Source organism: Bradyrhizobium sp. TM233, assembly GCF_036247965.1.
GTDB lineage: Bacteria > Pseudomonadota > Alphaproteobacteria > Rhizobiales > Xanthobacteraceae > Bradyrhizobium > Bradyrhizobium ottawaense.
The window spans coordinates 726934-753582 of sequence record NZ_BTIG01000001.1 but is presented as its reverse complement, the minus strand read 5'-3'; the positions used below and the strand labels follow the sequence as shown (position 1 = coordinate 753582).

Sequence of the window (26649 nt, the reverse complement as noted above, 5' to 3'; positions counted from 1 at the left end):
GCGGCGGAAGAGGTGCGCTCCCTCTCCCGCTTGCGGGGGAGGGCTGGGGTGGGGGTGTCTCCGCAATGGGACACTCCCGATGTGGAGAGAGCCCCCCACCCGGCGCTACGCGCCGACCTCCCCCGCAAGCGGGAGAGGTTGCAGCGAGCCTGGGGCCCACGGCTTCAACCGACAGCCATCAGATCTCTAGCCCTTCCGCCGCTTCGCCTTCACATCGACTACGAGCCGCCAATCGGTTGCATCGGCCGGTTTGACCTCGCCGAGCCAGTGGAAGGAATCGGCGGTAATTTCCGTAAAGCTCCAGCGCGTCAGTTCGCCGGCCTCCGTCGTGCCTTCCTGCACGATGTCCCGTCCGCGCGGCCGGCCGATCTGCTGGCGGAAGACGCTACGGCCGGGATCGAACCAGGAAATCCGCCACGCATCGATGGTCGGATCGTAGACGCGCAGCGTCGTGCCGTACCAATTGCCCGCAATCGGAAAGGCCGGGCTGCCAGCGGGGCGCGGGATGATCCAGACGTCCTGGACCGCGCGTCCCTCGAGCACCCAGCCAAAATGGATCTCGCCGGGCGCGGTGTGTTTCGCGCCATCGGACCCATGGGCGGTGATCTCGGCATCCCAGTCCCCGACGAAGCGGCCATAGAGCTGGAGCGCCGCTGCATGCTCGGGATTCGGTCCGTCCGCGTGCAAAAGTCTGCCAAAATCGGTCATGTCGATCTCCTGTTGCAGGCAGATCAGCATGACCGGCCGACGGCCGGCTTGGAGAAAATTGCGCGTCAGACCCCGTCGAGGATGATCACCGTCGGCTTCGACGGCAGCGCGTCCCGCGACATCCGGAAGGAACGCTCGGTGCGGCGGTCGATCTCGAACTGCTGGCCGATCCGGCGCATGAAATCGTCGAGCGGGGTGGCGAAGCGGTGCATCGGCAGCACCACCGAAGCGCGCAGCCGCCTGGTGATCTCGGAGACGCCGTCCAGCGACATGGTGTAGGTGCCGTCGATCGGCACCATCACGATATCGAGCCGCCCGATCTGGGCGAAATGGCTGTCGTCGAGCTTGTGATGGAGGTGGCCGAGATGGCCGATGCAGAGGCCGGCGACCTCGAAGATGAAGATCGAGTTGCCGTCGCGGATCATGTCGGTGCCGGCGTCGTCGCCGAAATAGCGGCGGATGTCGGTGGTGACGTTGCGAATGAAGGCGTCACTGATGCGCTCCGACACGATGGCCGGCTTGCCGTCCTCACCCCAGCCATGCAGCACGTGAGGAATGCGCTTGTCGGGAAATAAAGAGTAATGCGTGCTGTGGGCCCGGTTCATGGTGACGACGTCGGGCAGCCGTCCGACCTGATAGGCGCCGCTATAATCGGTCGCGATGCGCAAGCCGCCGGGCGTGTCGATGAAATAGGTGGAATGGCCGGCATAGGTGATCTCGACCTCGGCGGAGCTGGCGGCCTGCCGGAACGCGACCGGCATGGCCCGCGGCGCAGACTGGGCCATCGCCAGGCATTCGCTGCGCTGTGGCTGCTGGGCGAGGGCAGGGGGCAGGAATGCGCCGAACAGCGCCAGGGCCGTCGAAACAAGTCGCCGCATAAGTCCGTCCCCGATGATGTCAGGGAAAGTCTAGCGTGCATTGCGGCGCGGGGCCAATGGGCTGCGATCAACAGCGCGTCAGTGTCGCACCTCTCACTCCGGCTATCAGTCCCGCCTTCAGTCCCGCCTTGGGCTGAACTTCCAGGTGATCGCAACGAGGCTCGCGGTGATCAGACCGCTGGTGAGGCCGGCGATGGGGAGTGCAAGCAGCAGTGCCGCGGTCGCGGCCCAGCCGATCGAGGAAAACGCTTCGGCGAAGGTCGCAAGCCGCGACGAGGTCTGGCGGCGCCGGAATTGGCTGCGCCGGGCCTGCACCCGAAACCAGAGCTGGATCGCGGTCGCGGAGGCTGCGCTGAGGATGATCGCGCCGGCACTGACTGCAGCCTGGATCGGTGCGGCGAAGGCCAGCGCGCCGATCAGCGGGCAGAAGATGACGGCGATCGCGATCAGTACCACCTCGATCTTGGCGCGGACGACGGCGGATGGCGTCAGCGGCGCAGTCGCGACCAGGTCGGGGGCGTCCTCGCCCGAGATCGTCAGCCAGGCCAGCCCGCCGGCAAGCTGTCCGGCCGCCATCACGATCACAGGCGTGATCAGCGTCAGCGCCGCGGAGCTGTCGGCGAAACTGCGCCAGAGCAGCAGCGCCGGCGGCACCAGATAGAGCAGCTGCATCAGGGTCTGCGAGATCAGCCAGGGATCGCGCCAGAGCAGCGAGAATTCCTTGCGCCGCAGCGCCTGCTGCCGCGACCCGCCGCGGAACGGACGCGCCTTCGCGCGCTCGCTGCCGGAGCTGCCGTAAGCCGCGGCATCGATCGCCGTGTCGGCAAAGCGGTGCGAGAAGATCGCCATGACGCTTCCGAGCAGCACCAAAGCGAGCGCCAGGAGCGGCAGCAGCGCTTCGCTGTCGCCCATCGCCGCCCGTGCCGGCCACCACCAGATGCTGTCGACATCGGGGGCATGGGCGGCCACGCTGCCTGAGGTCAGGATGGTGAAGCGCGACAGCGTGCCGTAGGACACGATCGCGGCGACCTGGAGCGCGATCACGAAGCCGGCGCCGATGATCGCGGCGAGGATCTGGGCAATCAGGCGCGTCCGCGCCGGGCCGATCAGGCGAAACAACAGGATGGTGACGGCGATCGCCACCGCCGCGGCCGACAGGCCCATGGCGACGACCACCCCGAATGCGCTGAGCCAGCGCGCGCCGCCGCCGATCACGAGCACATCGATGAACGGCGTCGAGAACAGCAGCGCGATCACGGTGACGGTCATCGCGATCGCGGCGATGCGGACCGAGAACAGATTGGCCAGCGTCGCCGGCGAGGACATGATCAGGTCGAGATCGGCGCGGGCGTAGAACACCCGCGTCACCGATTCGATCGCCTGCGACAACATCAAGGTCCAGGCGAGAAAGATCGTCGCCGAGATCACGATCAGCGAGGATTTGTCGAGCGGCAGCTGCAGATCGGCGAAACGGCCGATCACCGCCCAGGCCGGCAGATGCAGCAGCGCGGCGAAGCAGAGTAGACCGATGATTGCGGCGCGCGCCCGCTTGCGTCGTCCGCCGGTCATCATGGCGAACCATTCGCGCCAGGCGAGCCGGAGCTCGTGGCGTGCAAACCAGGAGAGCGCGGTTGCCGAGCTCATGCGGCTTCCGGAAGCGTCACCAGCGCGATGAAGAGATCCTCCAGGCTGGTATCGGCATGGCCGTTCTGCTGGCGCAGCTCGGTCAGCGTGCCTTCGGCCACCAGGCGACCCGCCGCGATCACGCCGATGCGGTCGGCCATGCGCTCGGCGACTTCGAGAATATGCGTGGTCATGATGACGGTGCAGCCGGCGCGGACACGCTCGCTGAGCAGGCCCTTCACGTGGCGTGCGGAAACGGCGTCCAGCCCGGTCAGCGGCTCGTCGAGAATGATGAGGCGGGGATCGTGCACCAGCGCGCCGGCGAGCGCGACCTTCTGGCGCATGCCCTTGGAAAAGCCCTCGCAGCGCTCGTGTCGGTGCGGCTCCAGGCCGAGCGAGCCGAGCAGGTCCTGCGCGACCGGCTCCGAGACCGACGGCGCGATGCCCCAGAGGCCGGCGACGAATTCGAGATATTCGAGCGGGGTCAGCTTGTCGTAGATCATGGGCTCGTCGGAGACCCACGCCATCACCTGCTTGGCGGCGACGGGATTTTCGAGCGCATCGATGCCGAAGATCGAGACCGCGCCGGCATCGGGGCGCAGCAGGCCCGCAACCATGCGCAAAGTGGTGGTCTTGCCGGCGCCGTTGGGGCCGACCAGCGCATAGAATTCGCCGGCATGGATGGTGAGATCGAGGCTGTCGACCGCCAGACGGTCAAAACGCTTCGTTAACCTCAGGACTTCCAGCGCCGACTTGTCCCGCTTCATGACGGCCACACTATCCGGTTTTGCATCGCGCGCGACCATGATCCCAAGATATTTCGGCACCGTGAATCTACGGCCCACAAATTCCGCCATCCGGTTTCGACTAATGGCAAGTCACCGTTTGTTGACAGTAAGGAGCGGTTCAGGCTGAATTGGTTCCGGACAAATGGCGCTAACGCAGCGAAACGACTGCGTAGCGACTGGACACAAGATGCGGCAAGGCGGTCGGGAAGAGCCGCCGGTTGCATCGGGAGGATGCGCGGCGATGCTGGATTTCGTTCAGCAGCTGGTCAGCGGTGTTGCGCTCGGCTGCGTCTACGGCCTGATCGCGCTCGGGTTCGTGCTCGTCTACAAGGCCACCGAGGTCGTCAATTTCGCCCAGGGCGATCTGATGATGCTCGGCGGCTTCTTCGCCTTCACCTTCATCGGCATGATGGGCCTGAACTACTGGATCGGCTTTGCCGGTGCGGTGGCCGCGATGGCGCTGTTCGGCATGCTGGCGGAACGGGTGGTGGTGCGGCCGATCCTCGGCTATCCGCAATTCTCCATCATCATGGCCACCATCGGCCTCGGCTATTTCCTGCGCTCGGTCGCCGGCATGATCTGGGGCACCGATGATCTGAAGATCGAGACCCCGTTCAGCCAGGGCGTGCTCCGCATCGGCTCGCTGGTGCTCGCCTACGACAAGCTCTCGGTGATCGCGGCGACGATGATCCTGTGCACGCTGCTCTATCTCTTCTTCAACAAGACCACGCTCGGCACGGCGATGCGCGCCAGTTCCGAGAACATGCTCGCGGCCTACTACATGGGCATCCCGGTCAAGCGCGTGGTGTCGATCGTCTGGGCGATCAGCGCGGCGGTCGCAACCTGCGCCGGCGTGCTGCTGGCGCCGATCACCTTCATCCATTCCAATGTCGGCCTCGTGCTCGGCCTGAAGGCGTTTCCCGCCGCGGTCCTCGGCGGCTTCGGTTCGATCCCGGGCGCCGTGGTCGGCGGCGTCCTGATCGGCGTGATCGAGAGCATGGCCGGCTTCTACCTGCCCGAAGGCTGGAAGGATGTCGCGCCGTACCTCGTGCTGCTCGCCGTGCTGCTGTTGAAGCCGGAAGGTCTGTTCGGCCACCACGTCCGCAAGAAGGTCTGAACGCATGCGCTTCCTGTTCAAGACCGACTATGAGGACGACATCAAGCTGTTCCCGCATTCGGGCTATCTGGTCTCCTACGGCATCCTGCTCGCGCTGCTGTTGATCGCGCCCTATGTGCTCTCCAGCTATCTGATGAGCCAGCTCGTCTTCGTCTGCATCTATGCGATCGTCGGCGTCGCGCTGCTGATCCTGACCGGCTTTACCGGCCAGGCCTCGCTCGGCCACGCCGCATTCCTCGCCATCGGGGCCTACACGGCGGCTTACTTGCAGAAATACAACGTGCCGTTCCCGATCTATTTCCTCGCCGCCGGAGGTCTGACCGGAATCATCGGCGCGATGGTCGGCTTTCCCGCCCTGCGCCTGACCGGCATCTACCTCGTCATCGCCACCATCTCCTTTGCCCTGATCGTCGAGGAGATCCTGGCGCGCTGGGAAAGCGTCACGAACGGCAACGAGGGCATGCGGGTCAAGACACTGTCGCTCTTCGGCGTCACCGTCCCGCGCGACAGCCCGACCTTCTATTTCCTCTGCCTCGCCGTGCTGGTGCTGACCATCGTCGGCACGCTCAATCTGCTGCGCTCGCCGACGGGACGTGCCTTCGTCGCGATCCGCGACTCTGAGACGGCGGCGCGCAGCATGGGCGTCAACGTCGCGCTCTACAAGGTGAAGTCGTTTGCGATCTCGGCGGCGATCACCGGCTTCGCCGGCGTGCTGTTCGCGCACAAGCTCTCCTTCATCTCGCCGGAGATGTTCACGCTCCAGCTCTCGATCGAGTTCATCATCGTGATCCTGATCGGCGGCACCTTCAGCCTGCACGGCGCGGTACTGGGGGCGATCTTCATCGTGATGATCGATCCATTCCTGACGTACCTGAAGGACGACATGCCCGGCATGATCGCCGGTATCGCCGCAACGTTTGGGGCGGGCACGGCGACTGCGGCCAGCATCCAGTCCAAGGTCGCGGCCTTCGCCTCGCTCAACGGCCTCAAGGGCGCGATCTACGGCATCATCATCGTGCTGTTCGTGCTGTTCGAGCCACTCGGGCTCTACGGCCGCTGGCTCAAGATCAAGCTGTTCTTCCAGCTGTTCCCGCTCTACAAGCGCGCGACCTTCAAGCGGCAGAAGATCTACGTGAAGTCGGAGCGGAACCGATGAGCTATTTCCGCGCCGAGAATTTGTCGCTGCATTTCGGGGGCCTCAAGGCCGTCGACGCGGTCTCGTTCGCGGTCGAGAATGGCGAGATCCTCTCGATCATCGGGCCGAACGGTGCCGGCAAGAGCTCGATCTTCAACCTGATCTCGCGGATCTACCGGCCGACCTCGGGCCGCATCTTCTTCGAGGACCAGGACATCACGGAAGAGCCGCCCTACGACATCGCCAAGCTCGGCATCGCGCGCACCTTCCAGAACATCGAGCTGTTCGAGAACGCGACCGTCCTCTCCAATCTCCTGGTCGGCCGTCACCGCCATTCGACCACGCAGCTCTGGCAGGAGCTGCTGTTCCTGCCCAGCGTGCGCGCCAACGAGAAAGTGCATCGCCGCCGGGTCGAGCAGGTCATCGAGTTCCTCGATCTCGAGCCCTATCGCGACAAGCTGATCTCCGGCCTGCCTTATGGCGTGCGCAAGGTGATCGAGCTCGCGCGCGCGCTGTGCTCGGAGCCGAAGCTGATCCTGCTCGACGAGCCGTCGTCCGGCCTCAATGTCGAGGAGACCGACGACATGTCGTTCTGGATCCGCGACATGAGGAGCGAGCTCGGCATCACCGTGCTGATGGTCGAGCACGACATGTCGCTGGTCAACCGCGTCTCCGATCGCGTCATCGCGCTGAATTATGGAAGGGTGCTGGCGATGGGTTCGCCCGCTGAAGTGCAGCAGCACCCCGACGTCGTCGCCGCGTATCTGGGAGCCTGACGCATGGATGCCGCTGTCACGCCCGAGATCATCTTAAAACTCTCCAACATCGAGAGCTATTACGGGCCGATCATGGCGATCCGCGGCATCTCGCTGGAGGTGCCGCGCGGCCGCATCGTCACCCTGCTGGGGGCCAATGGCGCCGGCAAGACCACGGTGCTGAAGACCATCTCCGGCATTCTCGACCCACAGAAGGGCTCGATCGAATTCCTGGGAAAGCCGATCCAGCGCATGGAGGCCGACCGGATCGTGCGGCTGGGCCTCAGCCACGTGCCGGAGGGGCGCGAAGTGTTCCCGTTCCTCTCGGTGCGCGAGAACCTGATGATGGGGGCCTATCCGCGCAAGGACCGTGACGGCGTCGCGGAGGATCTCGAACGCGTCTATGGTTACTTTCCGCGGCTGAAGGAGCGCATCAACCAGCCAGCCGGCCAGCTCTCCGGCGGCGAGCAGCAGATGCTCGCGATCGGACGCGCCCTGATGAACCGTCCGACGCTGCTGCTGCTCGACGAACCCTCGCTCGGCCTGTCGCCGCTGCTGGTGAAGGAGATCTTCACCATCATCCGCCGCGTCAACGAGGAGCAGGGCATGTCGATCCTGCTGGTCGAGCAGAACGCCAAGGTGGCGCTGGAGACGGCGCATTACGGCTACGTGCTGGAGATCGGCCGCATCGTGATGAACGACACCTGCGACCGCTTGATGCATTCCCAGGACATTCAGGAGTTCTACCTTGGCGCCAAGGAAGCGGGCGCGCGAGGCGAGCGGCGCTGGAAAAAGAAGAAGACGTGGCGTTAGGGGCAGACTTGGCGTTAAATGGACGAGCCCATCCGTATGACATAGACCGCCGGCAAGGCAGGCAGCGGAGGCAGGCGACAAGGAGGAGACGTGCATGGCCCGACCGGCGGTGCTGACGGTCGCTGATACGATCGCGAAGAGCTTCTTGTGCGCTGCGGAGACGCGGGGCGATCGGCCGGCCATCCGCGAGAAGAAATTCGGCATCTGGCAGCCGACAAGCTGGCGCGAATGGCTGGCGATATCGAAAGAGATCGCCTACGCGCTTCATGCGACCGGCTTCATGCCCGGCGATGTCGCCTCCATCATCGCCAACGCCGTGCCGGAATGGGTCCATGCCGACATGGGCATCCTGTGCGCCGGCGGCGTCGCTTCGGGCATCTACCCGACCGATGCGTCGTCCCAGGTCGAATATCTCGTCAACGATTCCCGGACGAAGGTGATCTTCGCCGAGGACGAGGAGCAGCTCGACAAGATCCTCGCCTGCCGCGCGCGCTGCGCGAGCCTGCAGAAGATCATCGTGTTCGACATGGAGGGCCTCAGCGGCTTCTCCGACGACATGGTGATGTCGCTCGACGAGTTTCGCGCGCTCGGCCGCAATCACATGGTCGGCCGCGAGGCGCTGTGGCAGGAGATGATCGATAGCCGCAGCGCCGGCGATCTCGCCATCCTGGTCTATACGTCCGGCACCACCGGTCCGCCCAAGGGCGCGATGCACGCCAACCGCAGCGTCACGCACCAGATGCGTCACGCCAATGACTTCATCCCGGCGCAAGAGGACGAGGACAGGCTGATCTTCCTGCCGCTGTGCCACGTCGCCGAGCGCATCGGCGGCTACTACATCTCGGTCGCGCTTGGCTCGGTGATGAATTTCGCCGAGAGCCCGGAGACGGTGCCGGACAATTTGCGCGAGGTGCAGCCGACCATCTTCCTCGCGGTCCCCCGCATCTGGGAGAAATTCTATTCCGCCATCACCATCGCGCTGAAGGATGCGACCCCGCTCCAGCAATGGGTCTATCGCCGCGCTATCGGCATCGGCTATCGCATGGTCGATTACCGGATCGAGGGCAAGCCGCCGCCGCTGTCGTTGCACCTCGCAAGCCGGATCGCCTACCGGCTCGCATTCCGCAACATCCGCCGCATGATCGGGCTCGATCGCTGCCGCGTCGCCTTCACCGGCGCAGCGCCAATCGCGCCGGAGCTGATCCGCTGGTATCTCGCGCTCGGCATCGACATGCACGAGCTCTACGGCCAGACTGAGAATTGCGGCGTCGCCACCATGATGCCGGCGACGCGGATCAAGCTCGGCTCGGTCGGCACCGCCGTATCCTGGGGCGAAGTCGCGCTGTCGCCCGACGGCGAGATCCTGATCAAGGGCGACTTCCTGTTCATGGGCTATCTCAACCAGCCGGAGAAGACCGCCGAGACCATCGATTCCCGCGGCTGGCTGCACACCGGCGACGTCGGCACCATCGACAACGAGGGCTTCGTCCGGATCACCGACCGGATGAAGGACATCATCATCACCTCCGGCGGCAAGAACGTCACGCCGTCCGAGATCGAGAACCAGCTCAAGTTCTCGCCCTACATCTCCGATGCGGTCGTGATCGGCGACAAGCGTCCGTATCTGACCTGCCTCGTGATGATCGACCAGGAGAACGTCGAGAAGTTCGCCCAGGACCACGACATTCCCTTCACCAACTACGCGAGCCTGTGCCGGGCGACGGAGATCCAGGACCTGATCGGGCGCGAGATCGAGCAGGTCAACGGCAATTTTGCCCGCGTCGAGACCATCAAGAAGTTCTACCTGATCGAACGCCAGCTCACGCCGGAGGATGAGGAGCTGACGCCGACCATGAAGCTGAAGCGCGGCTTCGTGAACAAGCGCTACGCCGCCGAGATCGAGGCGATGTATCGCGAGCGCGCGGTGGCGTGAGCATGATCCGGAGGATCATGCTCAAGAGAGATGGATTTGAGAAAACGGCGAAGGCTTGAGAGGCCCGATCCTTCGCTCAACACGGGCCACTGAAGGAGGAGACTGCAATGTCGAAATCGCTGAAGGCGCTGGGCCTGGCGGTGAGCGCCCTTGCGCTGACCTGTCTGCCGGCCACCGCTCAAACCAAGGTCACCAATGAGGGCATCTCGGCATCCGAGATCGTCATCGGCACGCATCAGGACCTGTCGGGGCCGATCAAGGGCTGGGGCGTGCCGGTCTCCAACGGCATGAAGATGGCGGTCGAGGAGATCAACGCGGCGGGCGGCGTCCAGGGTCGCAAGATCAAGCTTGTCGTCGAGGATAGCGGCTACGATCCGAAGAAAGCCGTGCTGGCTTCGCAAAAGCTGATCGAGCGCGACAAGATTTTCGCGATGGTGGGACCAATGGGATCGCCGACCGTGCTCGCTGCGCAGGATATCCTGCTCGACGCCGGCGTGCTTCAGCTCTTCCCGCTGACGGCGGCCGAGTTCACCTTCAAGTTCGATGCGGCCAAGCCGCAGGAGCGGCTGAAGTTCAACAACCTCCTGCCCTATGTCGAGAGCACGCGCGCAGCGCTCAAATACATGATTGAGGCAAAGAATTTCAAGAAGCCGTGCATCATGCATCAGGATGACGAGTACGGAAAAAACGTGCTCGATGGTTTTAACCAGCAGCTCGCCGCCATGAAGGTGCAGCCGGCCTCGATCACGAGCTACAAGCGCGGCGCCTCCGACTTCTCGGCGCAGGTCGCCAAGATGAAGTCCGACGGCTGCGACCTCGTCGTGCTCGGCGCGGTTCTCCGTGAGCCTATCGGCACCATGACCGAGGCCAGGAAGCTCGGCTGGGAGGTCACCTTCCTCGGTGCCACGCCCGTCAACGTGCTCGAAGTGCCGGCGCTCGGCAAGGAAGTGGTGGAAGGCTTGTATGCCGCTTCGAACTTCGAAATTCCCTACGAAGACACCGCGAAGGGAAAGGTGAAGGACTGGCTCGTCAATTACAAGAAGATGTTCAACGCCGACGCCAACACTCAGGCGATCATCGGCTACAATGCGGTGATGACGTTCGCGCATTATGCCAACAAGGCTGGCAAGGATCTCACTGGCCAGAAGATGCTCGACGCGCTGGAGTCCGGCGACAAGTTCCAGGATATCTTCAATTCGCCGCCGACCGTGTTCTCGAAGACCAACCATCTCGCCACCACGGTCACCCAGGTGCAGCAGGTGAAGAACGGCCGTTGGGTCCTGGTGAAGGACAATCTGATGTTTTGATGCGGACTCTCTCGCGGCGAGTTCAGTGCACCCTCTCCCCTTGTGGGAGAGGGTGGCTCGCCGCGTAGCGTCGAGCCGGGTGAGGGGTCTCTATCCTCACGAATAGTCTAGCGTGTGAAAGAACCCCTCATCCGTCGCGCTCGCGCGCGCCACCTTCTCCCACAAGGGGAGCAGGGAGAAGCACCTACGATCCCCCGCTCGCCGTCCCCGAATTCACCGGGGCCAGTTCGTCCTCCCTGCAGCGCCAGCCGTCGGCGGCTTTGACGAACGCAAAAGTGCGCTGGATCCTCAGGCGACGCGTCACGTTGAAGGCTTCTGCCGAACGCTCCTTGTTGGCGGCGCTGGGCTGCGGACGACCCGTCCTGGCGTCCCAGCAGGTGCCGGTGCAGCTGGATGCGACCTTGCTGCACATGGTGAAGGGCGCCAGCACCGCCATCTCGATTTCGCCGGTGACCTGCGCCTCCTGCTCGGTCACCTGGCTGTCGAGCGCGTAGACGCGGTTGATGCGGAGGAAGCTGCCGCACGAATTGGCCGCATGGATCCGCGCCGCGCAGAAGTCGACCGCGTCGGTGTCGGGGATGCGGGCCGCGACCTGCCGGCCGAACACCTTCTTGGGATCGCCCTTCGCCGCTCGGATGTCGTCGGCTTTGTGCTTCAAATGGTCGGCGAGGCAATCCTCTGCGGATTCGAGCTCCTGGAGCGGCACGTTCTCCTTGCCGACCAGATTGCATTTGCGATCGCGCTCTCGTGTCCACCTGCCATATTCGGCGAAGGCAAAGCGCGCCGCGGTCGGGTCCAGTCTGCCGATCAGGCCGAGCACCTGGCCATTGAGCTCCGTTTCGGCGAGCGCCAGCGACGGGTCCGCACAGATCACCGCGCCCGCCGCGGTGTTGGCCGCCAGACAGTCGAAATCCGGATCGCGCACGATCGCGGCGCGCTCCTCGGTCACCTTGAGCAGGCACGCCCTCACCCGCTCGAAATCGTCGGGACGGATCGCGGTCTGGCCGACGATGCCGCAGCCGAGATTGCGCTGGCGGATCCAGATCGCGTTCTCTTCGATCGCAGGCAGGCGATCGGGCAGGCGGGCGAGCCGCGCCTCGATCGCGATGTTCAGCTTCTCGGCGGCGGCGGCAAGCGTGGCATCGCCGCAGAACAATTGATTGCCGGGGTCGCGAATCTGCTGGCAGTTGTTCTTGGCGAACAGCGGCAGCTGATCGGCGATGGAGCGGTCGGACTGCGCTGACGCGGGTGAGGCGAGCGGCAGCAGCGCAATCACAGTCAGCACGATGAACCGCATTCCAGTCGCCCCCGCAAAGCCGTGGCCATGCTAGCCGCCCGGATCGCGTGGTGGAATGGGCTTTTGGTGAACGGAGGTTCGTAGCCCGGATGGAGCGCAGCGCAATCCGGGACCGGCTTTAGTGGTGGGAATCCCGGATTGCGCTGCGCTCCATCCGGGCTACAAGATAGATCAGTGTGCCTCGGCGGCCGCCATCGAGACCTGCATCGGTTCGTCGACATATTTCATCACGGCCGACTGATGGAGCGCGAACAGCGGCTGGTAGCTCCGCGCAGCGTCGTCCTCGACCATTGCCATGCGGCGGTTGTCGAGCATCAGCCAGTGGCCGTCGAGACGCGCGGCGACAACCGCGTGCTCCTCGCCGGCCCTGACGTCGCGCACCACGAGGATGCGGAGGTCCTCAGGCGCCACGCCCGCCAGCCGCAGCGCGGCCAGCTTGGCGATGGCATAGTCCTCGCAGTCGCCGGCGCCGCGCGCGAAGGTCGCTAGCGGCGAGCTCCAGACGTCGTCGATGCCGTCATTGGCGGCCCGGATGGCAAGGTTGATGGCGCGGTTGGTCTCGCCGAGCCGTGCGCGGCCGTCGCGGGCGCGGGCCTGGTCGACGATGGCGAGCAGCTTCAGGGCCGCGGGCGAAGCGCAATTGTCCCGGTCACCGTCGCATAACGCGAGCTGCACCATGTCGCCGTCGAGCTTGTCCTTCAGCGCGAGCCATTTCTGTTGCAGGCTGCCGGCGGAGATGGCGAAGGCGAACACGCCGAACGGCTCGGCGGATTTGCGCACGAGAAGACCTGCGCCCGGCGACAGCAGCGTGCCGGCGCGAAGCTCAGCGGCTGATCCGAGCAGGACCAATCCGCACAGGACAAGGATTGCGCGCCAGGCGCGCGAGCGAGCAGCGGTCTCCATCTGACATCCCCTTCCCAAGCTTCGCCAGATCCCCCTCGACCTGAACGTGCCGGGCTTTGTTGCTTTCGCGGAGATAGTGCGAGACGGGCCGTTTTGTTCTGCTTAACGCGCCCGGCTGGGGTTCCAAAACCGGGGAACAGCCTGAAATGGACCTGCCCAAATTGCGTAAAATTTTACGATTCGCCGGCTAGGAGGTGTCCGGCTGCCGCGAAATGGAACCAATTGCAGACACAGGTTGTGGGGAGTGCCGAATCTGGGTCCTATGGCTAACGCCCCCCTATTTCATGGGGTTCTGTTAGTTAGGTCACAGATTTAACTCCGTATTTGCCGCAGGATGCCGCGGGACCTCGCGAAGGAAAGATGGCGCAAGTATCTGTTCCGTCCCTATGCGGCAGATTACTTTGGATGACTGGAAATGCGTGGAAACAGGCCGAATTCGACTTCCGAATATTTGAAAGATTACTTTCGCTTCTCTGTAGCGGCGCCAAGCCGTGGGGCCTCCTGCGGCCAAGTGATGCGAAATCACACAAGCAATAGATGGTATCGCTAAGGACTTGCTAATGCTATGCAAGCTTAGGCGGTCGATACTTACTTAGATTTTAACCCTTTTTACGGTGCCCGGTTGAACTACGCTGGCCAATTTGACGCCGCGATTTCCTTGGACGGCCAGGGTTCCCGCTCGCCCGCCGGCGGCGCTCATGTCGATTCCTTCACGGCGAAGGCGCATGGCCACGTGCCCGAGGGCGCGTTCGTTGTTCCCGACCCCAACCTGATCTTCAACGCCGAGTTCAAGCGCGCGGGTCTTGATCTCGTGCTGTCCCACGAGGGGCACGAGTTCGTCGTTCACGATTATTTCAGGGGCGACAAGCGCGCCGCGCTCGCCTCGCCCGACGGCGCCCATCTCACCGGCGAAATCGTCAACGCGCTTACGGGCCATGTCCAGGTCGCTCAAGCCGCCCCCGGCGGCGCGGCCGCAGCCCAGGTCATCGGCCATGTCACCAAGCTCGTGGGCAGCGCGACCGCGATCCGCAACGGCGTCTCGGTCATCCTGAACAACGGCGACAACGTCGAGAAGGGTGACGTGGTCTCGACCGGCGCGGATTCCACGCTCGGCATCACCTTCATCGACGGCACCGTATTCGGCCTGTCCTCGAATGCGCGGATGGTGCTGAACGAGATGGTCTACGACCCCAACGGGTCGAGCAATTCCTCGCTGCTCAGCCTGGTTGCCGGCACCATCACCTTCGTCGCCGGCGAGACCGCCAAGCACGGCGACATGAAGATCGATACGCCGGTTGCCACCATGGGCATCCGCGGCACCGCCGTGCTGACCCAGATCAACTTCGTCGTTCCCGCCGGTGGCGGCGATCCGCAGCCGCAGGCGAGCTTCCAGGTGCTGGTCGAGCCGAACGGCACGACGGGCTCCTATATCCTGTTCGACAAGGTCACGCTGCTGCCGATCGCGACGGTCAACCAGGCCGGCCAGATGATCCAGATCAGCGGCGGCAACGTCTCGATCTCCAATGCGCTGATGTCGCCGGACGTGCAGAAGCTGATCACGGACGTGTTCACGCTGAAGTTCACCGACAACAACACCAACACCAAGCTGACCACGAACTTCACCGACACGCTCACGCCGATGGGTCTGGAGGTGGTGTTCAAGTCGGGGGGCGGCGCCGTCGCGACCGCGACATTCGTCAATCTCAATCCGCAGGGATCGGAGGCGCCCAGCACGTCCGCGCCGCCCATCGTGCGTATCCCCGGCCAGCCGATTGTGCAGAGCTTCGACGCCGGCGGCAACGTGAAGACGGCGTTCGCGCTGACCGAGCGTGCTGACGCGACCGGCGACACGCATTCCGATACGATTTCCGGCCTGATCAGATTCGTCGATCAGAACCTCGGCGACCGACCGACGGTGAGCGTCAGCCTCGCCGAAGCGCCGAACTACGTCTACAAGGACGCCGGCCAGTACGATGTCACCGGCTCGCTCTCGGCGCTCCAGAAGCAGGACATCGCGGCGACGCAGATCCAGATCAACGTCGCCCCCGACGCTGCCAACGAAAACAACGGCTCGGCGGTCTGGACTTACACGATCCCGGACAAAGTCTTCGACTTCCTCGCCGCCGGCGAAACGCTGACGCTGACCTACATGGTCCGCGTCGACACCAATTTCTCAGTCAGCCCAGAGTCGAAGCTCATCCCGATCACCATTACGGTCACGGGCACGAACGACAAGCCCACCGTCGCGACGTCGGGTGGAACCGTCATCGAGAAGGTCGGGACCGGCAACGAGGCTCTGGATACCATCACAGGCACCGTCACCTTCACCGACGTCGACCTGACGGACCGGCCGATCGTGAATGCCGCGCTCTCGTCCACGCAGCCGTTCAAATATCTCGATGCCGAAGGTAACGATATCACGTCGACGCTGACGCCGCAGCAACTCGCGGCGATCGCCGCCGTCGAGGTGCCGCTGACCGTGGTACAGGGCGCGGGGAACGGCAACAACGGCTCGGCCACCTGGACCTACAGCGTTCCCGACCATCTTTTCGATTTCCTCGCCAAAGGCGAGAAACTGACCCTCAACTATGTGGTGCAGGTCGACGACGGACACGGCGGCGTCGTCAGCACCCCGATCACGGTGTCGATCAACGGTGCGGACGTCAATGTCGAGGGCACCAACGACGTGCCGACGATCGTCGAGGACGACACCATCCCGACCGGTGCGGTGACCGAGGACACGGCGGCCACGCTCGCCGCCAACGGGATCATCGCCTTCAACGATCCTGATCTTACGGATACGCACAGCGCGAGTTTCTCGCTGAAGTCGACGAGTTCGAGCGCGCATCTGCCGGGCTTCAGCGACGGCACCTCGCATGTCGGCACGTTCAGCCTCGGCTCAGTGAATGAAAGCCCGGGCGCCAGCTCCCGCGGGTCAGTGGGCTGGACCTTCACGCTCGACGACAACGACCCGGTGCTCCAGTCGCTGGCTGAAGGGCAGACCATCACGCAGGTCTATACTGTCAGGATCGACGACCATCACGGTGGGACGGTCACCCGGGACGTCACAGTCGTCATCACCGGCAAGAACGACGCGCCGACAGTCACCAGCGGTGCCGCGGCGGCGACAGGTCATGTCGTCGAGGACGCGGACCTGACGCTGTCGATCGGCGGTACGCTGGCTATCCAGGATCTCGACCTGATCGACACCCATGCGGCGCAGGCGGTGTTCAAGTCGTCGTCCATCAGCTCGGCTCTGCCGGGCTTCGATGCCGACAGCACGCACGTCGGTACGTTCACGATCGATCAGTCGGTGCTCGAGTACAACTCCGACACGAGCAATGGCGCGACGCTGGGTTGGCACTTCAGCCTCGACAACAGCAATGCAATGCTGCAGTCGCTGGCGCAGGGCCAGACCATCACGCAGGTCTATACCGTTACGTTCGACGATCATCATGGCGGTACCGTCAGCGAGGACGTCACCGTCACGATCACGGGCGTCAATGATGCACCGACGATCACGAGCGATGCCGCCGCAGCGACGGGCGCGGTGACCGAGGATGAGAGCGCCTCGCTCACAGCCGACGGCACCCTGGCGATCCAGGATTTGGACCTGACCGACACCCACACGGCGGCGTGGTCGTTCAAATCTTCGTCGGTCAGCTCGAACCTGCCGGGCTTCGGGACCGGCTCGCATATCGGCACCTTCACGATCGATGCGGTGTCCGAATCCAGCACTGACGGTAACAACGGTGCGACGTTGGGCTGGCACTTCACGCTCGACAACAACGATCCCGTGCTGCAGTCGCTCGCGGAAGGGCAGACGATCACCCAGGTCTACACCGTGACGTTCGACGACCAGCATGGCGGCAAGATCAGCCAGGACGTCACCGTCACCATCACCGGCACCAACGATGCGCCGACCGTCTCCTACGCCACGTCGGACGACATGGGCTTCGACGGCCACACCATCGCGGTCGGCGCCGCGCCGACGGTCGCCACTGATGACGTGACGCTGGACGGCCGGGTGAACTGGAACGGCGGCGCCGAGGCTGGTCACGGCCAGATCCTGTTCTACAACGGCAACACCTCGACGACGGGCTTTGGCCTGCTCGGCACGGTCAATGCCAACGGCACGATGGAGCTGCAGATCCTCGCGGGCGGCGTCCAGATCGCCGATACCGGCGTGGCAATCGCCGCGTCACAGTGGCACAACATCGCGCTGACCCGCGAGAACGGCACCTTCTCGCTCTATCTCGACGGCCATCTCGAATATTCGCAGGCATGGTCGGTCAACCCGATCGACGGCAGCCCGTCCAATCCGTCGCACTCTTACATGATGATCGGCGGCGCGAGCGAGCCGGGTGCAGCGGGCTTTGGCTCGGAAGGCTTCTTCGGCTCGATCGCCGACGTCAGCGTCTGGACCGACGCGCTGACCCAGGTTCAGATCCAGTCGATCGATTTCACCGCGCTCAGCGGCCACGAGACGGATCTGGCCGCGTACTATCAGCTGGGCGGCGGCAGCGGCAACACGGTCGCCAATTCGGTCAACCCCGCCCAAAGCCTCGACATCGACCTTGCCGACCTCAAGGAAACCAATGAGGGGCTGGACACTCGCGGCGTGCTGGTGGTCTCCGACGTCGATGCGACCGATCACGTCACGGTGTCGGTCAGCCAGGTGCGGGCCTATCTCAACGGCGTGCTGCAAACGGACAGCGTCGGCGGGCTGTCGAATGCCGACCTTCTGGCGGATCTCACTGTTCCCTCGGGCGACATCCTCGACGGCACCGCGACTCATACGCAGTTCACCTGGAACTTCAATTCGCACGGGCAGGCGTTCGATTTCCTCGCCGCCGGCCAAACGCTGTCGCTGCAATACACGATCGTTCCGGCCGATGGTGTCGGCGCGGGCACCGGTGCAGTCGTCACCGTCAACATCGCCGGCAGCAACGACGCGCCGACGCTCGCAGATCTCCACATCGGTCCGCTCTCGGACACGCCTGCTGCCGACACTTTCTGCGATCTGACCGGGACGTTGGCGGGCAACGATGTCGACACCGGCGAGACGGCGACGCTGACCTATGCCGTCATCAATGCGGATCACCACGCGGCGACGACAGCTGGCGGACTCTACGGGACGCTGACGGTCAATCCCGATGGCAGCTACAGCTACGTTCCGAACGCCGCCGCGATCAACGCGCTGACCGACGGGTCCTACGCGGATATCTTCACGGTCCAGACCACGGATGTGCACGGTGCAACCGGCACGGCCACGCTCACGATCGACGTGACGGGCGCGAACGAGGCCGGCGGCCCGGTCATCGACACCGGGAGCTTCCAGGTCGAGCACATCATCGAGAACAGCAACGACATCATCACTGATCTCGTCGTCGTCGATACCGATGCAGGCGCAGCTGCGGATACGTTCACCGTCACGCTGTCGACTGCGCATCCGGACGTCAGCAGCGTCTATTTCGCTCCGATGACGGGTTCACTCGACGCAATCAACGCGGGCCTCGCGAGCGGCGGTACTGGCGTCGTCTACGATCCGACAGGCGCCAGCGCCGATGACTACCCGCAGCCGCCCGTGACCGACCAGGTCACCCTGACCGTCGCCGATTCGGCCGGCCACTCCGACACGGTCAACTTCATCTTCGTCGCGGGAGCGAGCAGCCAGGATATCATTCTGGCAGGCGCCGACGGCAAGGACGTCATCTTCGCGACGGATTCGAGCGACACGCTGATTGGCGGCGGCGCCAAGGACCAGTTCGTGTTCGCGCCGACGTCGTCGCAGACCGCGGTTCAGCACACCGTGAATGACTTCGAGACCGGCCTCGACAAGATCGACCTGCGGCAGTTCACCAGCATCACGTCTTGGACGCAGGTTTCGCAGCACGCGGCGCAGCAGGGCGTCGATACCTTGCTTACGCTCGACAGCAACGACAAGATTCTCCTGAAGAACACAGTCGTCGGCAATCTCCACGCCAGCGACTTCATCGTTCATTCCTGACGCTTGGGCGCGTCGATCGTCGGCATCTGCGATCGGCGCTGCCATTGATCGTCAATGCGTGATATTCCACCAGCATGAAACGTCTCAAGATCCTGCGGCGGTGGTTTGCACGGAAGCTGGGCTTTGCGCGGCTGATGTGCCTTGCGCTGCTGGTCATATTCGCCGGCGCGCGCCTGTGGGATCCGCTGCCGATCCAGGAATTGCGGCTGCGCACCTTCGACATGTTCCAGCTGATCGACCCGCGCCACAAGGCATCGCGGCCGGTCGTCATCGTCGACATCGACGACAAGAGCCTCGCCAGGCTCGGACAATGGCCGTGGCCGCGCACGCGCATCGCCGACCTGATCCAGAACCTCACCAATAGCGGCGCGGTGGCGATCGGCTTCGACGTGGTGTTCTCGGAGCCCGACCGGCTCAACCCGGATCTGGTCGCGAGCCAGATGCGTTATCTGGACGACGCCACCCGCGCCAAGCTGCGCGAGCTGCCGAGCAACGACCAGGTCCTCGCCGACGCGATCAAGCGCTCGCGCGTCGTGCTGGGCGAGACCGGGCTTCCGGAGGTCTTGTCCGAACTCGACAAATCACTTCCGTTCACGGGCGTGGCCACGCTCGGGGAGGAGGGCGCCGAGCGCTTCCTGTTCGAATTCCCCGGCCTGCTCCGCAACGTGCCGATCATCGAGAAGATCGCGGCCGGTCGCGGGCTGTTCTCGATCCGGACCGAGCGTGACGGATTGATCCGCCGCGTGCCGATGATCATGCGCGCCCAGGGCAACATCATGCCTTCGCTCAGCCTCGAGATCCTGCGCGTCGTCACGGGAACGCCGACCTTGCTGGTCCGCACGGACAAGGCTGGTATCAGGTCGATCCGCCTCAAGGGCGTGGAAGTTCCGACCGACAAGAACGGTCAGCTCTGGGTGCACTATGCCCGCCGCGATCCTTCGATCTACGTTTCCGCAGTCGACGTGCTCGACAACAGTCTGCCGCCCTCCAGGATCGCGGGCAAGTTGGTGCTGGTTGGCACCTCCGCGGGCGGATTGAACGACATCAAGACCACGCCGGTCTCGCGGGCCATGCCGGGGGTCGAGATCCACGCCCAGGTGCTGGAGAGCGTGCTGAGCGGCGCGGTGATTTCGCAGCCGAACTATGCGCTCGGCGTCGAGTTGCTGGCTGCGCTCGTCATCGGCCTGCTCGTGATCATCTTCACGCCGAACCTCGGCCCTGTGCGCCTCGTGCTCGCGGGTGCGACCTTCGCGGCCATCCTGGTCGGCGTGTCCTGGTTCTTCTACGCGCAGTACCGTTACCTGATCGATTTCACCTATCCGCTGCTCTCGACCACGGCGGTCTATCTGACGCTGATCTTCGCGAGCTTCGTGCGTGAGCAGCGCCAGCGCGTGCAGATCCGCGGGCAGTTCGCGCAATACATGTCCCCGGTTCTGGTCGAGCAGCTGGCGCAGTCGCCGGAAAAGCTGGTGCTTGGCGGCGAAGAGCGCGAGATGACGATCATGTTCTCGGACGTGCGCGGCTTCACCACGATCTCGGAGAGCTACAAGCACGACCCGCAAGGCCTGATTGCGCTGATGAACCGCTTCCTGACGCCGCTCACCGACGTGATCATCGAGCGGAAGGGCTACATCGACAAATACATGGGCGACGCCATCATGGCGTTCTGGAATGCGCCGCTCGACGATGCCGAGCACCAGCTCAACGCCTGCGAGGCCGCGATCCAGATGCTGGAGCAGATCGACGCGGTCAACAAGGAGCGCGAGCAGGAAGCCGCCGACGGCGGTCATGTCTACATTCCGCTCAATGTCGGCATCGGCCTCAACACCGGCATCGGCGTGGTCGGCAACATGGGCTCGGACCTGAAGAAGAATTATTCGGTGCTCGGCGACAGCGTGAATTTGGCTTCGCGCCTGGAAGGCCAGTCGAAGGAATACGGCTTCCCGATCATCGTGGGATCCAGGACCGCGCTTGCCGCCAAGGACAAGTTCGCGATCCTCGAGCTCGACTTCATCATGGTCAAGGGCAAGACCGAGCCGGAAGTGATCTACGCCATCGCCGGGCGCGAGGACGTGATGCAGTCGGGCGCTTTCCAGCGCCTGCGCAACATCACCATCGAGATGCTCGGCTGCTACCGCAGCCGCGACTGGCAGGGCGCACTCGATGCGATCGAACGCGGCCGCCGCAGCGAAGACGCCGACACGCTGGAAAAGCTGTTCAGGCTCTATGAGGCGAGGATCAGGGATTTCCAGCTCAACCCGCCGCCGGAGGGTTGGAGCGGGGCGTATGCGCTGCTGACGAAGTAGTGGGGAGGCGTTGTTTGCGTTGCCAGCGCCTCAAACTCGCTGTCGTCTCCGCGAATGCGGGGACCCATAACCCCAGGGAGTGGTTGCCGCGCGAGATTGGCAACCACGAGTCTTCGTCAAACGACTCCCTGTGGTTATGGATCCCGGGTCTGCGCTGGCGCTTGCCCGGGACGACAGTGGTGGTTGATACGGCAGCTTGGCTCAAACGCCAGCGACGTCCATCAACTCTCGTAGGCTAGGCAAAGGCGCGTTAGCGCCGTGCCCACGATCTTACTCCGCAATGCCGAGGTGGTAAGCACGCTTCGCTTTGCCCACCCTACGACACCGCTGTCGCCGCCTCACTCCATCCCGATCGTCGTCAAATCCTGAAACCAGTGCTGCGCCTGCACGAACTGCTTGATCTTCGGCGACAGCGCGTGCGGGTTGGTGTCGTGGACGACCCAGACCAGCGTGGCATCGTCCACGATCAGCGCGTGCGCCTGTGCCAGCAGCTCGTCCTGTTTGGCGCTATCGAACGTCTGCTTGGCCTCGTCGATCAGCGTATCCACCTTCGGGTTCTTGTAGCCGCCCCAGTTGACGCCGACCGGCGCGATCTGGCCCGAATGGAAGAAGCGAACGATGGCGTAGAGCGGGTCCGAAGTGACATAGGCGATGTTGTTGGCGGTGATGCCGGCGTTGATCTCGTCGGCCGCGCCCTTGCGCCAATGCGTATACAATGTCTCGAGCTCGACCACTTTGAAGTCGATGTCGATGCCGATCTCCTTAAAACTCTGCTGCAGGAATTCGTTCATCGGCAGCGACAGCATCTGGCCGGTGCCGCCCTGTGCGATGATGAAAGTGGCCTTCAACGGCTTCGCCTTGGAGTAGCCGGCCTCCTCGACCAGCTTCTTCGCTGCGGCCGGATCATATTTCAGCTCGAAGCCGGGCTTGCCGAACCACGGGCTGGACGGATCGACCTGGCCCTTGGCAGGCTTGGCAAGGCCATTCATCAGCCCGACCACGGCGTCGCGGTCGATCGCGAGGTTCAGCGCTTTGCGCAGGCGGATGTCGGTCCAGGGCGAGCCCGGCAGCACGCTGAGATGATAATTCCAGACATGCGGTGTGACGTTGTCGACGAGCTTCATGCCGGCGGCTTTCAGCTGCGGCACGGCATCCGGCGCCGGCGTCTCGATCAGGTCGACTTGCCCTGCCAGCAGCGCATTGGTGCGGGTCAGCGCTTCCGGCATCGGCACCAGCACGATCTTGTCGGCCTTCGGAATGCGCTTCTTGTTCCAGTAGTCCGGATTCTTGCTGAGTTCTGCAAGCTCGCGCGGCACCAACTTCGTCAGCTTGAACGGGCCGGTGCCGGAGGGCTGGCTCGCGAATTTGTCCCAATCCTTGCCGAGCTTCTCGTATTGCGTGGGGCTGGAGACCAGGAACCACAGCATCTGATAGGGAAAGAACGAGTCGACCGTCTTGGTGGTGATCTCCACGGTGAACTCGTCGATCTTGGCGTAGCTGGCGACCGAAGGCAGGCGGGTCTTCACCTGCGCGCTCTGCCGCTTGTCGAACTGCGGCGCCTTGTCGTTGAGCACCTTGTCGAGATTCCAGATCACCGCGTCGGCGTTGAACTCGCTGCCGTCGTGAAACTTCACCCCTTTACGAAGCGCGAAGCGCCATTTGGTCTTGTCGGCGTCATCCACCTTCCACTCGGTCGCGAGCCCCGGCACCAGCTTGCCGGGCCGGTCGGCGACGTCCATTTCCCAGGCCACCAGGGGATCGTAGATCGTGTAGGCCGTGAACTGATAGGCGCCGGCGCCGCGATCGGGCTGACCGGTGGTGAGCGGAATGTCCGCCATCGAGATGCCGTAGCGCACCACGGTTTCGGCGCGCGCCGGGATTGCGGACAACGCCAGTGCAAGCACGGCGAGACAAATCGATAGACGAAAACGCATGGCCCAGAGCTCCCAGGGGATTTCGAGACCGAACTTGCAATCTTGATGCCAGAATAGGCAGCGCGGCGCGTGGACCCGCCTGCGACCTACAAGGACTTGTCGTCGCAGGGCCAAATCGCAGAATAAGTTTCTCTTTGGCATAGCCATTGCATACGATTGCATCAAAAATAGTCATCGAAGCCGGAAAAGGATTGAGGCGATGCTTACTAAGAAGAACACGCGCGCGGCATTGATCGCAGTGCTCGCTCTAGCGACGGCGGCTGCATGGCCGCGTCAGGTCAGCGCCGACACCGTGCTGCGCATCGGCATGACCGCTGCCGATATTCCGCGCACATTGGGCCAGCCCGATCAGGGCTTTGAAGGCAACCGCTTCACCGGCCTCACCATGTATGACGCGCTCACCGGCTGGGACCTGTCCTCGGCCGAGAAGGCGAGCGTCGTCATTCCCGGCCTTGCCACCGAGTGGAAGGTCGACGATGCCGACAAGACCAAGTGGGTGTTCAAGCTGCGCCCCGGCGTCACCTTCCATGATGGCTCCCCGTTCAACGCGGATGCGGTGGTGTGGAACGTCGAGAAGGTGCTGAAGCAGGATGCGCCGCAGTTCGACGCCAGCCAGGTCGGCGTCACGGCCTCGCGCATGCCGACGCTGGCCTCCGCGAGGAAGATCGACGACATGACGGTCGAGCTCACGACCAAGGAGCCCGACAGCTTCCTGCCGATCAATCTCACTAACCTCTTCATGGCGAGCCCGGCGAAGTGGCAGCACTTCTACGACAAGGCGGAAGGCGCCGACGCCAAGGCCAAGTCGCAGGCCGCCTGGACTGCGTTCGCCAAGGATGCCGCGGGCACTGGCCCGTGGAAGATGGCGAGCTTCACGCCGCGCGAGCGGCTCGAGCTCGTCAAGAACGCGAGCTATTGGGACAAGGCGCGCGTGCCCAAGGTCGACAAGATGGTGCTGTTGCCGATGCCGGAAGCCAACGCGCGCACCGCGGCGCTGCTCTCCGGGCAGGTCGATTGGGTCGAGGCGCCGGCGCCGGACGCACTGCCCGAGCTGAAGCAGCGTGGCTTCAAGCTCTACGCCAACGAGCAGCCGCATGTCTGGCCCTGGCAGTTCTCGCGCGTCGAGGGTTCGCCCTGGAACGACATCCGCGTGCGCAAGGCCGCGAACCTCTGCGTCGATCGCGAGGGCCTCAAGGACGGCCTGCTCGCGGGCCTGATGGTGCCGGCGACCGGCACTTTCGAGCCCGGCCACCCCTGGCGCGGCAAGCCGAGCTTCGAGATCAAGTACGACAAGGCAGCTGCGCAAAAGCTGATGCAGGAGGCCGGCTTCGGCCCCAACAAGAAGCTGACGGTGAAGACCCAGACCTCCGCCTCCGGCTCGGGCCAGATGCAGCCCTTGCCGATGAACGAGTATCTCCAGCAGGCCCTTGCCGAATGCTATTTCGATGTGCAGCTCGACGTCATCGAATGGAATACGCTGTTCACCAACTGGCGCCGCGGCGCCAAGGATCCGTCGGCGAACGGTTCGCACGCGACCAACGTGACCTATGCGGCGATGGATCCGTTCTTCGCGCTGGTGCGCTTCCTGCAATCGGGCATGGCGCCGCCGGTCTCGAACAATTGGGGTTTCATCAACAATCCCAAGTTCGACGAGCTGGTGAAGAAAGCGCGCCAGACCTTCGATCCCGCCGCGCGTGACGCCGCACTCGCCGAGCTGCACGCGGCCTCGGTTGACGATGCCGCCTTCCTCTATGTCGCCCACGACGTCGGCCCCCGCGCGATGAGCCCGAAGGTGACCGGCGTGGTGCAGCCGAAGAGCTGGTTCATCGACTTCTCGCTGGTGTCGATGAAGTAGTGAGGAGAGCACGCTGGTAGGGCTCCCCTCCCCCTTGCGGGGAGGGGTTGGGGAAGGGGGTCCACACGGGCGATCCCTGCGTGGCTACCCCTCTCCCTAACCCTCCCCCGCAAGGGGGGAGGGAACCCTCGCATCGTGCGTCCCTTACTGAAGCCCGCGCACCCAATCGTGCGCTCCCAAGTCAGGTAATTCAGTGCTCGCCTATATCGCCAGACGCATCGTCTACGTCGTCCCGATCGTCATCAGCGTCGCGCTGGTGTGTTTCCTGCTCGTGCATATCACGCCGGGCGATCCGCTGGTCGCGGTGCTGCCGGCCGATGCCTCGCAGGAACTCGCCGCGCAGCTCCGTACCGCCTACGGTTTTGATCGCCCGCTACCGGTGCAGTTCGGCCTGTGGCTGCTGCGCGCGCTGCACGGCGATCTCGGCAATTCCATTGCGACGGGGCGCCCCGTGCTCGCCGAGGTCATGCGCGCGGTCAGCAACACCGTCACGCTGGCGATTGCCGCCGCGATCATCGGCTTCACCATGGGCATCCTGCTCGGCCTGATCGCCGGCTATTTCCGCGAGACCTGGATCGACAAGCTCGCGACGTCCTTTGCCATCGCGGGCGTGTCGGTGCCGCATTACTGGCTCGGCATGGTGCTCGTCATCATCTTCTCGGTGCAGCTGAACTGGCTGCCCGCGGTCGGCGCCGGGCCCGGCGGCTCCGCCACCTGGGCCTGGGACTGGGCGCACCTGCAATACCTCGTGCTGCCCGCGATCACGACATCGGTGATTCCGATGGGCATCGTCACCCGCACGGTGCGTGCGCTGACCGGCGACATCCTCAGCCAGGATTTTGTCGAGGCATTGCGCGCAAAAGGCCTGCATGAGCGCGGCGTGTTCCGCCACGTCGTCAAGAACGCCGCGCCCACTGCGCTCGCGGTGATGGGGCTTCAACTCGGTTATATGCTCGGCGGCTCGATCCTGATCGAGACCGTATTCTCCTGGCCGGGCTCGGGCTTCCTGCTCAACTCGGCGATCTTCCAGCGCGACTTGCCGCTGCTGCAGGGCACGATCCTGATCCTGGCGCTGTTCTTCGTGTTCCTCAATCTCATGGTCGACATCGCGCAAGCCGCAATCGACCCGCGCATCAAGCGGGGCTAACGGGATGAGGTGCCACACACTCAGTGTTGTCCCGGCGAAGGCCGGGGCCCATAACCCCGGTAAGCGGTTGTGGGACGAGACGGCCACTACGAGTCTTCGCCAAATTACATTTCGTGGCTATGGGTCCCGGCTTTCGCCGG

Annotated in this window: 17 protein-coding genes; 10 read left to right on the top strand and 7 right to left on the bottom strand. The window is 64.1% G+C overall.

Going from position 1 to position 26649, the window contains the following annotated elements; translation table 11 throughout:
• Positions 1-186: 186 nt before the first annotated feature.
• The 4 genes from AABA86_RS03540 to AABA86_RS03525 all read right to left on the bottom strand — a co-directional run bounded on the left by AABA86_RS03540 (position 187) and on the right by AABA86_RS03525 (position 3976).
• Positions 187-708, bottom strand: a complete 522-nt coding sequence (locus AABA86_RS03540; RefSeq protein ID WP_338305746.1) for a hypothetical protein — start codon at positions 706-708, stop codon at positions 187-189.
• A 65-nt stretch (positions 709-773) separates the two neighbouring features.
• A complete protein-coding gene (locus tag AABA86_RS03535; RefSeq protein ID WP_212245870.1) occupies positions 774-1586 on the bottom strand; it encodes an MBL fold metallo-hydrolase in 813 nt (270 codons plus the stop codon).
• A gap of 117 nt (positions 1587-1703) precedes the next feature.
• Positions 1704-3230, bottom strand: a complete 1527-nt coding sequence (locus AABA86_RS03530) for a permease (protein ID WP_338305745.1) — start codon at positions 3228-3230, stop codon at positions 1704-1706.
• Complete coding sequence (locus AABA86_RS03525) at positions 3227-3976, bottom strand: ABC transporter ATP-binding protein (RefSeq protein ID WP_212246220.1); 750 nt, start codon at positions 3974-3976, stop codon at positions 3227-3229. The genes AABA86_RS03530 and AABA86_RS03525 overlap by 4 nt, the downstream gene beginning before the upstream one ends.
• Positions 3977-4238: 262 nt before the next feature.
• On the opposite strand from AABA86_RS03525, the gene AABA86_RS03520 reads away from it, so the two are divergent.
• The 6 genes from AABA86_RS03520 to AABA86_RS03495 all read left to right on the top strand — a co-directional run bounded on the left by AABA86_RS03520 (position 4239) and on the right by AABA86_RS03495 (position 11057).
• Positions 4239-5114 carry a branched-chain amino acid ABC transporter permease gene (locus AABA86_RS03520; RefSeq protein ID WP_018321344.1) on the top strand — a complete coding sequence of 292 codons (876 nt, stop codon included), beginning with the start codon at positions 4239-4241 and terminating at the stop codon, positions 5112-5114.
• A 4-nt stretch (positions 5115-5118) separates the two neighbouring features.
• Entirely contained in the window at positions 5119-6270 is a 1152-nt protein-coding gene (locus tag AABA86_RS03515; RefSeq protein WP_212245862.1) for a branched-chain amino acid ABC transporter permease, read from the top strand.
• The gene (locus tag AABA86_RS03510; RefSeq protein WP_212245860.1) at positions 6267-7025 is read left to right on the top strand and encodes an ABC transporter ATP-binding protein; all 759 of its coding nucleotides are present in this window, start codon (positions 6267-6269) and stop codon (positions 7023-7025) included. Before AABA86_RS03515 ends, AABA86_RS03510 begins: the two co-directional genes overlap by 4 nt.
• 3 nt (positions 7026-7028) lie before the next feature.
• Positions 7029-7817: an ABC transporter ATP-binding protein gene (locus tag AABA86_RS03505; protein WP_091955832.1), complete on the top strand. Its 789-nt coding sequence runs from the start codon at positions 7029-7031 to the stop codon at positions 7815-7817.
• 94 nt (positions 7818-7911) lie between these two features.
• Positions 7912-9750, top strand: coding sequence for an AMP-dependent synthetase/ligase (locus tag AABA86_RS03500; RefSeq protein WP_338305744.1), 1839 nt, complete (start codon positions 7912-7914; stop codon positions 9748-9750).
• 107 nt (positions 9751-9857) lie between these two features.
• The gene (locus AABA86_RS03495) at positions 9858-11057 is read left to right on the top strand and encodes an ABC transporter substrate-binding protein (RefSeq protein WP_212245856.1); all 1200 of its coding nucleotides are present in this window, start codon (positions 9858-9860) and stop codon (positions 11055-11057) included.
• Positions 11058-11241: 184 nt separating this feature from the next.
• Here the strand turns inward: AABA86_RS03495 and AABA86_RS03490 are convergent, their stop codons facing one another.
• Together AABA86_RS03490 and AABA86_RS03485 are read right to left on the bottom strand one after the other, a co-directional pair.
• The gene (locus AABA86_RS03490) at positions 11242-12354 is read right to left on the bottom strand and encodes a lysozyme inhibitor LprI family protein (protein ID WP_338305742.1); all 1113 of its coding nucleotides are present in this window, start codon (positions 12352-12354) and stop codon (positions 11242-11244) included.
• A gap of 171 nt (positions 12355-12525) precedes the next feature.
• Entirely contained in the window at positions 12526-13257 is a 732-nt protein-coding gene (locus AABA86_RS03485; protein WP_338305741.1) for a transglutaminase-like cysteine peptidase, read from the bottom strand.
• Between the two features lie 658 nt (positions 13258-13915).
• On the opposite strand from AABA86_RS03485, the gene AABA86_RS03480 reads away from it, so the two are divergent.
• Both AABA86_RS03480 and AABA86_RS03475 read left to right on the top strand, forming a co-directional pair.
• The gene (locus tag AABA86_RS03480) at positions 13916-19267 is read left to right on the top strand and encodes a VCBS domain-containing protein (protein ID WP_338305740.1); all 5352 of its coding nucleotides are present in this window, start codon (positions 13916-13918) and stop codon (positions 19265-19267) included.
• A 74-nt stretch (positions 19268-19341) separates the two neighbouring features.
• Positions 19342-21573: a CHASE2 domain-containing protein gene (locus tag AABA86_RS03475; RefSeq protein ID WP_338305739.1), complete on the top strand. Its 2232-nt coding sequence runs from the start codon at positions 19342-19344 to the stop codon at positions 21571-21573.
• 338 nt (positions 21574-21911) lie between these two features.
• Here AABA86_RS03475 and AABA86_RS03470 read toward each other — a convergent pair whose 3' ends face one another.
• On the bottom strand, positions 21912-23507 hold the full coding sequence (locus tag AABA86_RS03470; protein ID WP_338305738.1) for an ABC transporter substrate-binding protein: 1596 nt from the start codon (positions 23505-23507) through the stop codon (positions 21912-21914).
• 199 nt (positions 23508-23706) lie between these two features.
• Between AABA86_RS03470 and AABA86_RS03465 the strand changes: the two genes are divergently transcribed.
• Both AABA86_RS03465 and AABA86_RS03460 read left to right on the top strand, forming a co-directional pair.
• Positions 23707-25362 carry an ABC transporter substrate-binding protein gene (locus AABA86_RS03465; protein WP_212245824.1) on the top strand — a complete coding sequence of 552 codons (1656 nt, stop codon included), beginning with the start codon at positions 23707-23709 and terminating at the stop codon, positions 25360-25362.
• Between the two features lie 193 nt (positions 25363-25555).
• Positions 25556-26509: an ABC transporter permease gene (locus AABA86_RS03460; protein ID WP_338305737.1), complete on the top strand. Its 954-nt coding sequence runs from the start codon at positions 25556-25558 to the stop codon at positions 26507-26509.
• Positions 26510-26649 lie beyond the last annotated feature (140 nt).

Bases quoted from the DNA above. Each gene is read 5' to 3' on its own strand.
- AABA86_RS03495 (WP_212245856.1), top strand. From the start codon at position 9,858: ATGTCGAAATCGCTGAAGGCGCTGGGCCTGGCGGTGAGCGCCCTTGCG.
- AABA86_RS03540 (WP_338305746.1), bottom strand. From the start codon at position 708: ATGACCGATTTTGGCAGACTTTTGCACGCGGACGGACCGAATCCCGAG.
- AABA86_RS03520 (WP_018321344.1), top strand. From the start codon at position 4,239: ATGCTGGATTTCGTTCAGCAGCTGGTCAGCGGTGTTGCGCTCGGCTGC.
- AABA86_RS03470 (WP_338305738.1), bottom strand. From the start codon at position 23,507: ATGCGTTTTCGTCTATCGATTTGTCTCGCCGTGCTTGCACTGGCGTTG.
- AABA86_RS03505 (WP_091955832.1), top strand. From the start codon at position 7,029: ATGGATGCCGCTGTCACGCCCGAGATCATCTTAAAACTCTCCAACATC.
- AABA86_RS03475 (WP_338305739.1), top strand. From the start codon at position 19,342: ATGAAACGTCTCAAGATCCTGCGGCGGTGGTTTGCACGGAAGCTGGGC.
- AABA86_RS03465 (WP_212245824.1), top strand. From the start codon at position 23,707: ATGCTTACTAAGAAGAACACGCGCGCGGCATTGATCGCAGTGCTCGCT.
- AABA86_RS03530 (WP_338305745.1), bottom strand. From the start codon at position 3,230: ATGAGCTCGGCAACCGCGCTCTCCTGGTTTGCACGCCACGAGCTCCGG.
- AABA86_RS03515 (WP_212245862.1), top strand. From the start codon at position 5,119: ATGCGCTTCCTGTTCAAGACCGACTATGAGGACGACATCAAGCTGTTC.
- AABA86_RS03485 (WP_338305741.1), bottom strand. From the start codon at position 13,257: ATGGAGACCGCTGCTCGCTCGCGCGCCTGGCGCGCAATCCTTGTCCTG.
- AABA86_RS03535 (WP_212245870.1), bottom strand. From the start codon at position 1,586: ATGCGGCGACTTGTTTCGACGGCCCTGGCGCTGTTCGGCGCATTCCTG.
- AABA86_RS03490 (WP_338305742.1), bottom strand. From the start codon at position 12,354: ATGCGGTTCATCGTGCTGACTGTGATTGCGCTGCTGCCGCTCGCCTCA.
- AABA86_RS03525 (WP_212246220.1), bottom strand. From the start codon at position 3,976: ATGAAGCGGGACAAGTCGGCGCTGGAAGTCCTGAGGTTAACGAAGCGT.
- AABA86_RS03510 (WP_212245860.1), top strand. From the start codon at position 6,267: ATGAGCTATTTCCGCGCCGAGAATTTGTCGCTGCATTTCGGGGGCCTC.
- AABA86_RS03500 (WP_338305744.1), top strand. From the start codon at position 7,912: ATGGCCCGACCGGCGGTGCTGACGGTCGCTGATACGATCGCGAAGAGC.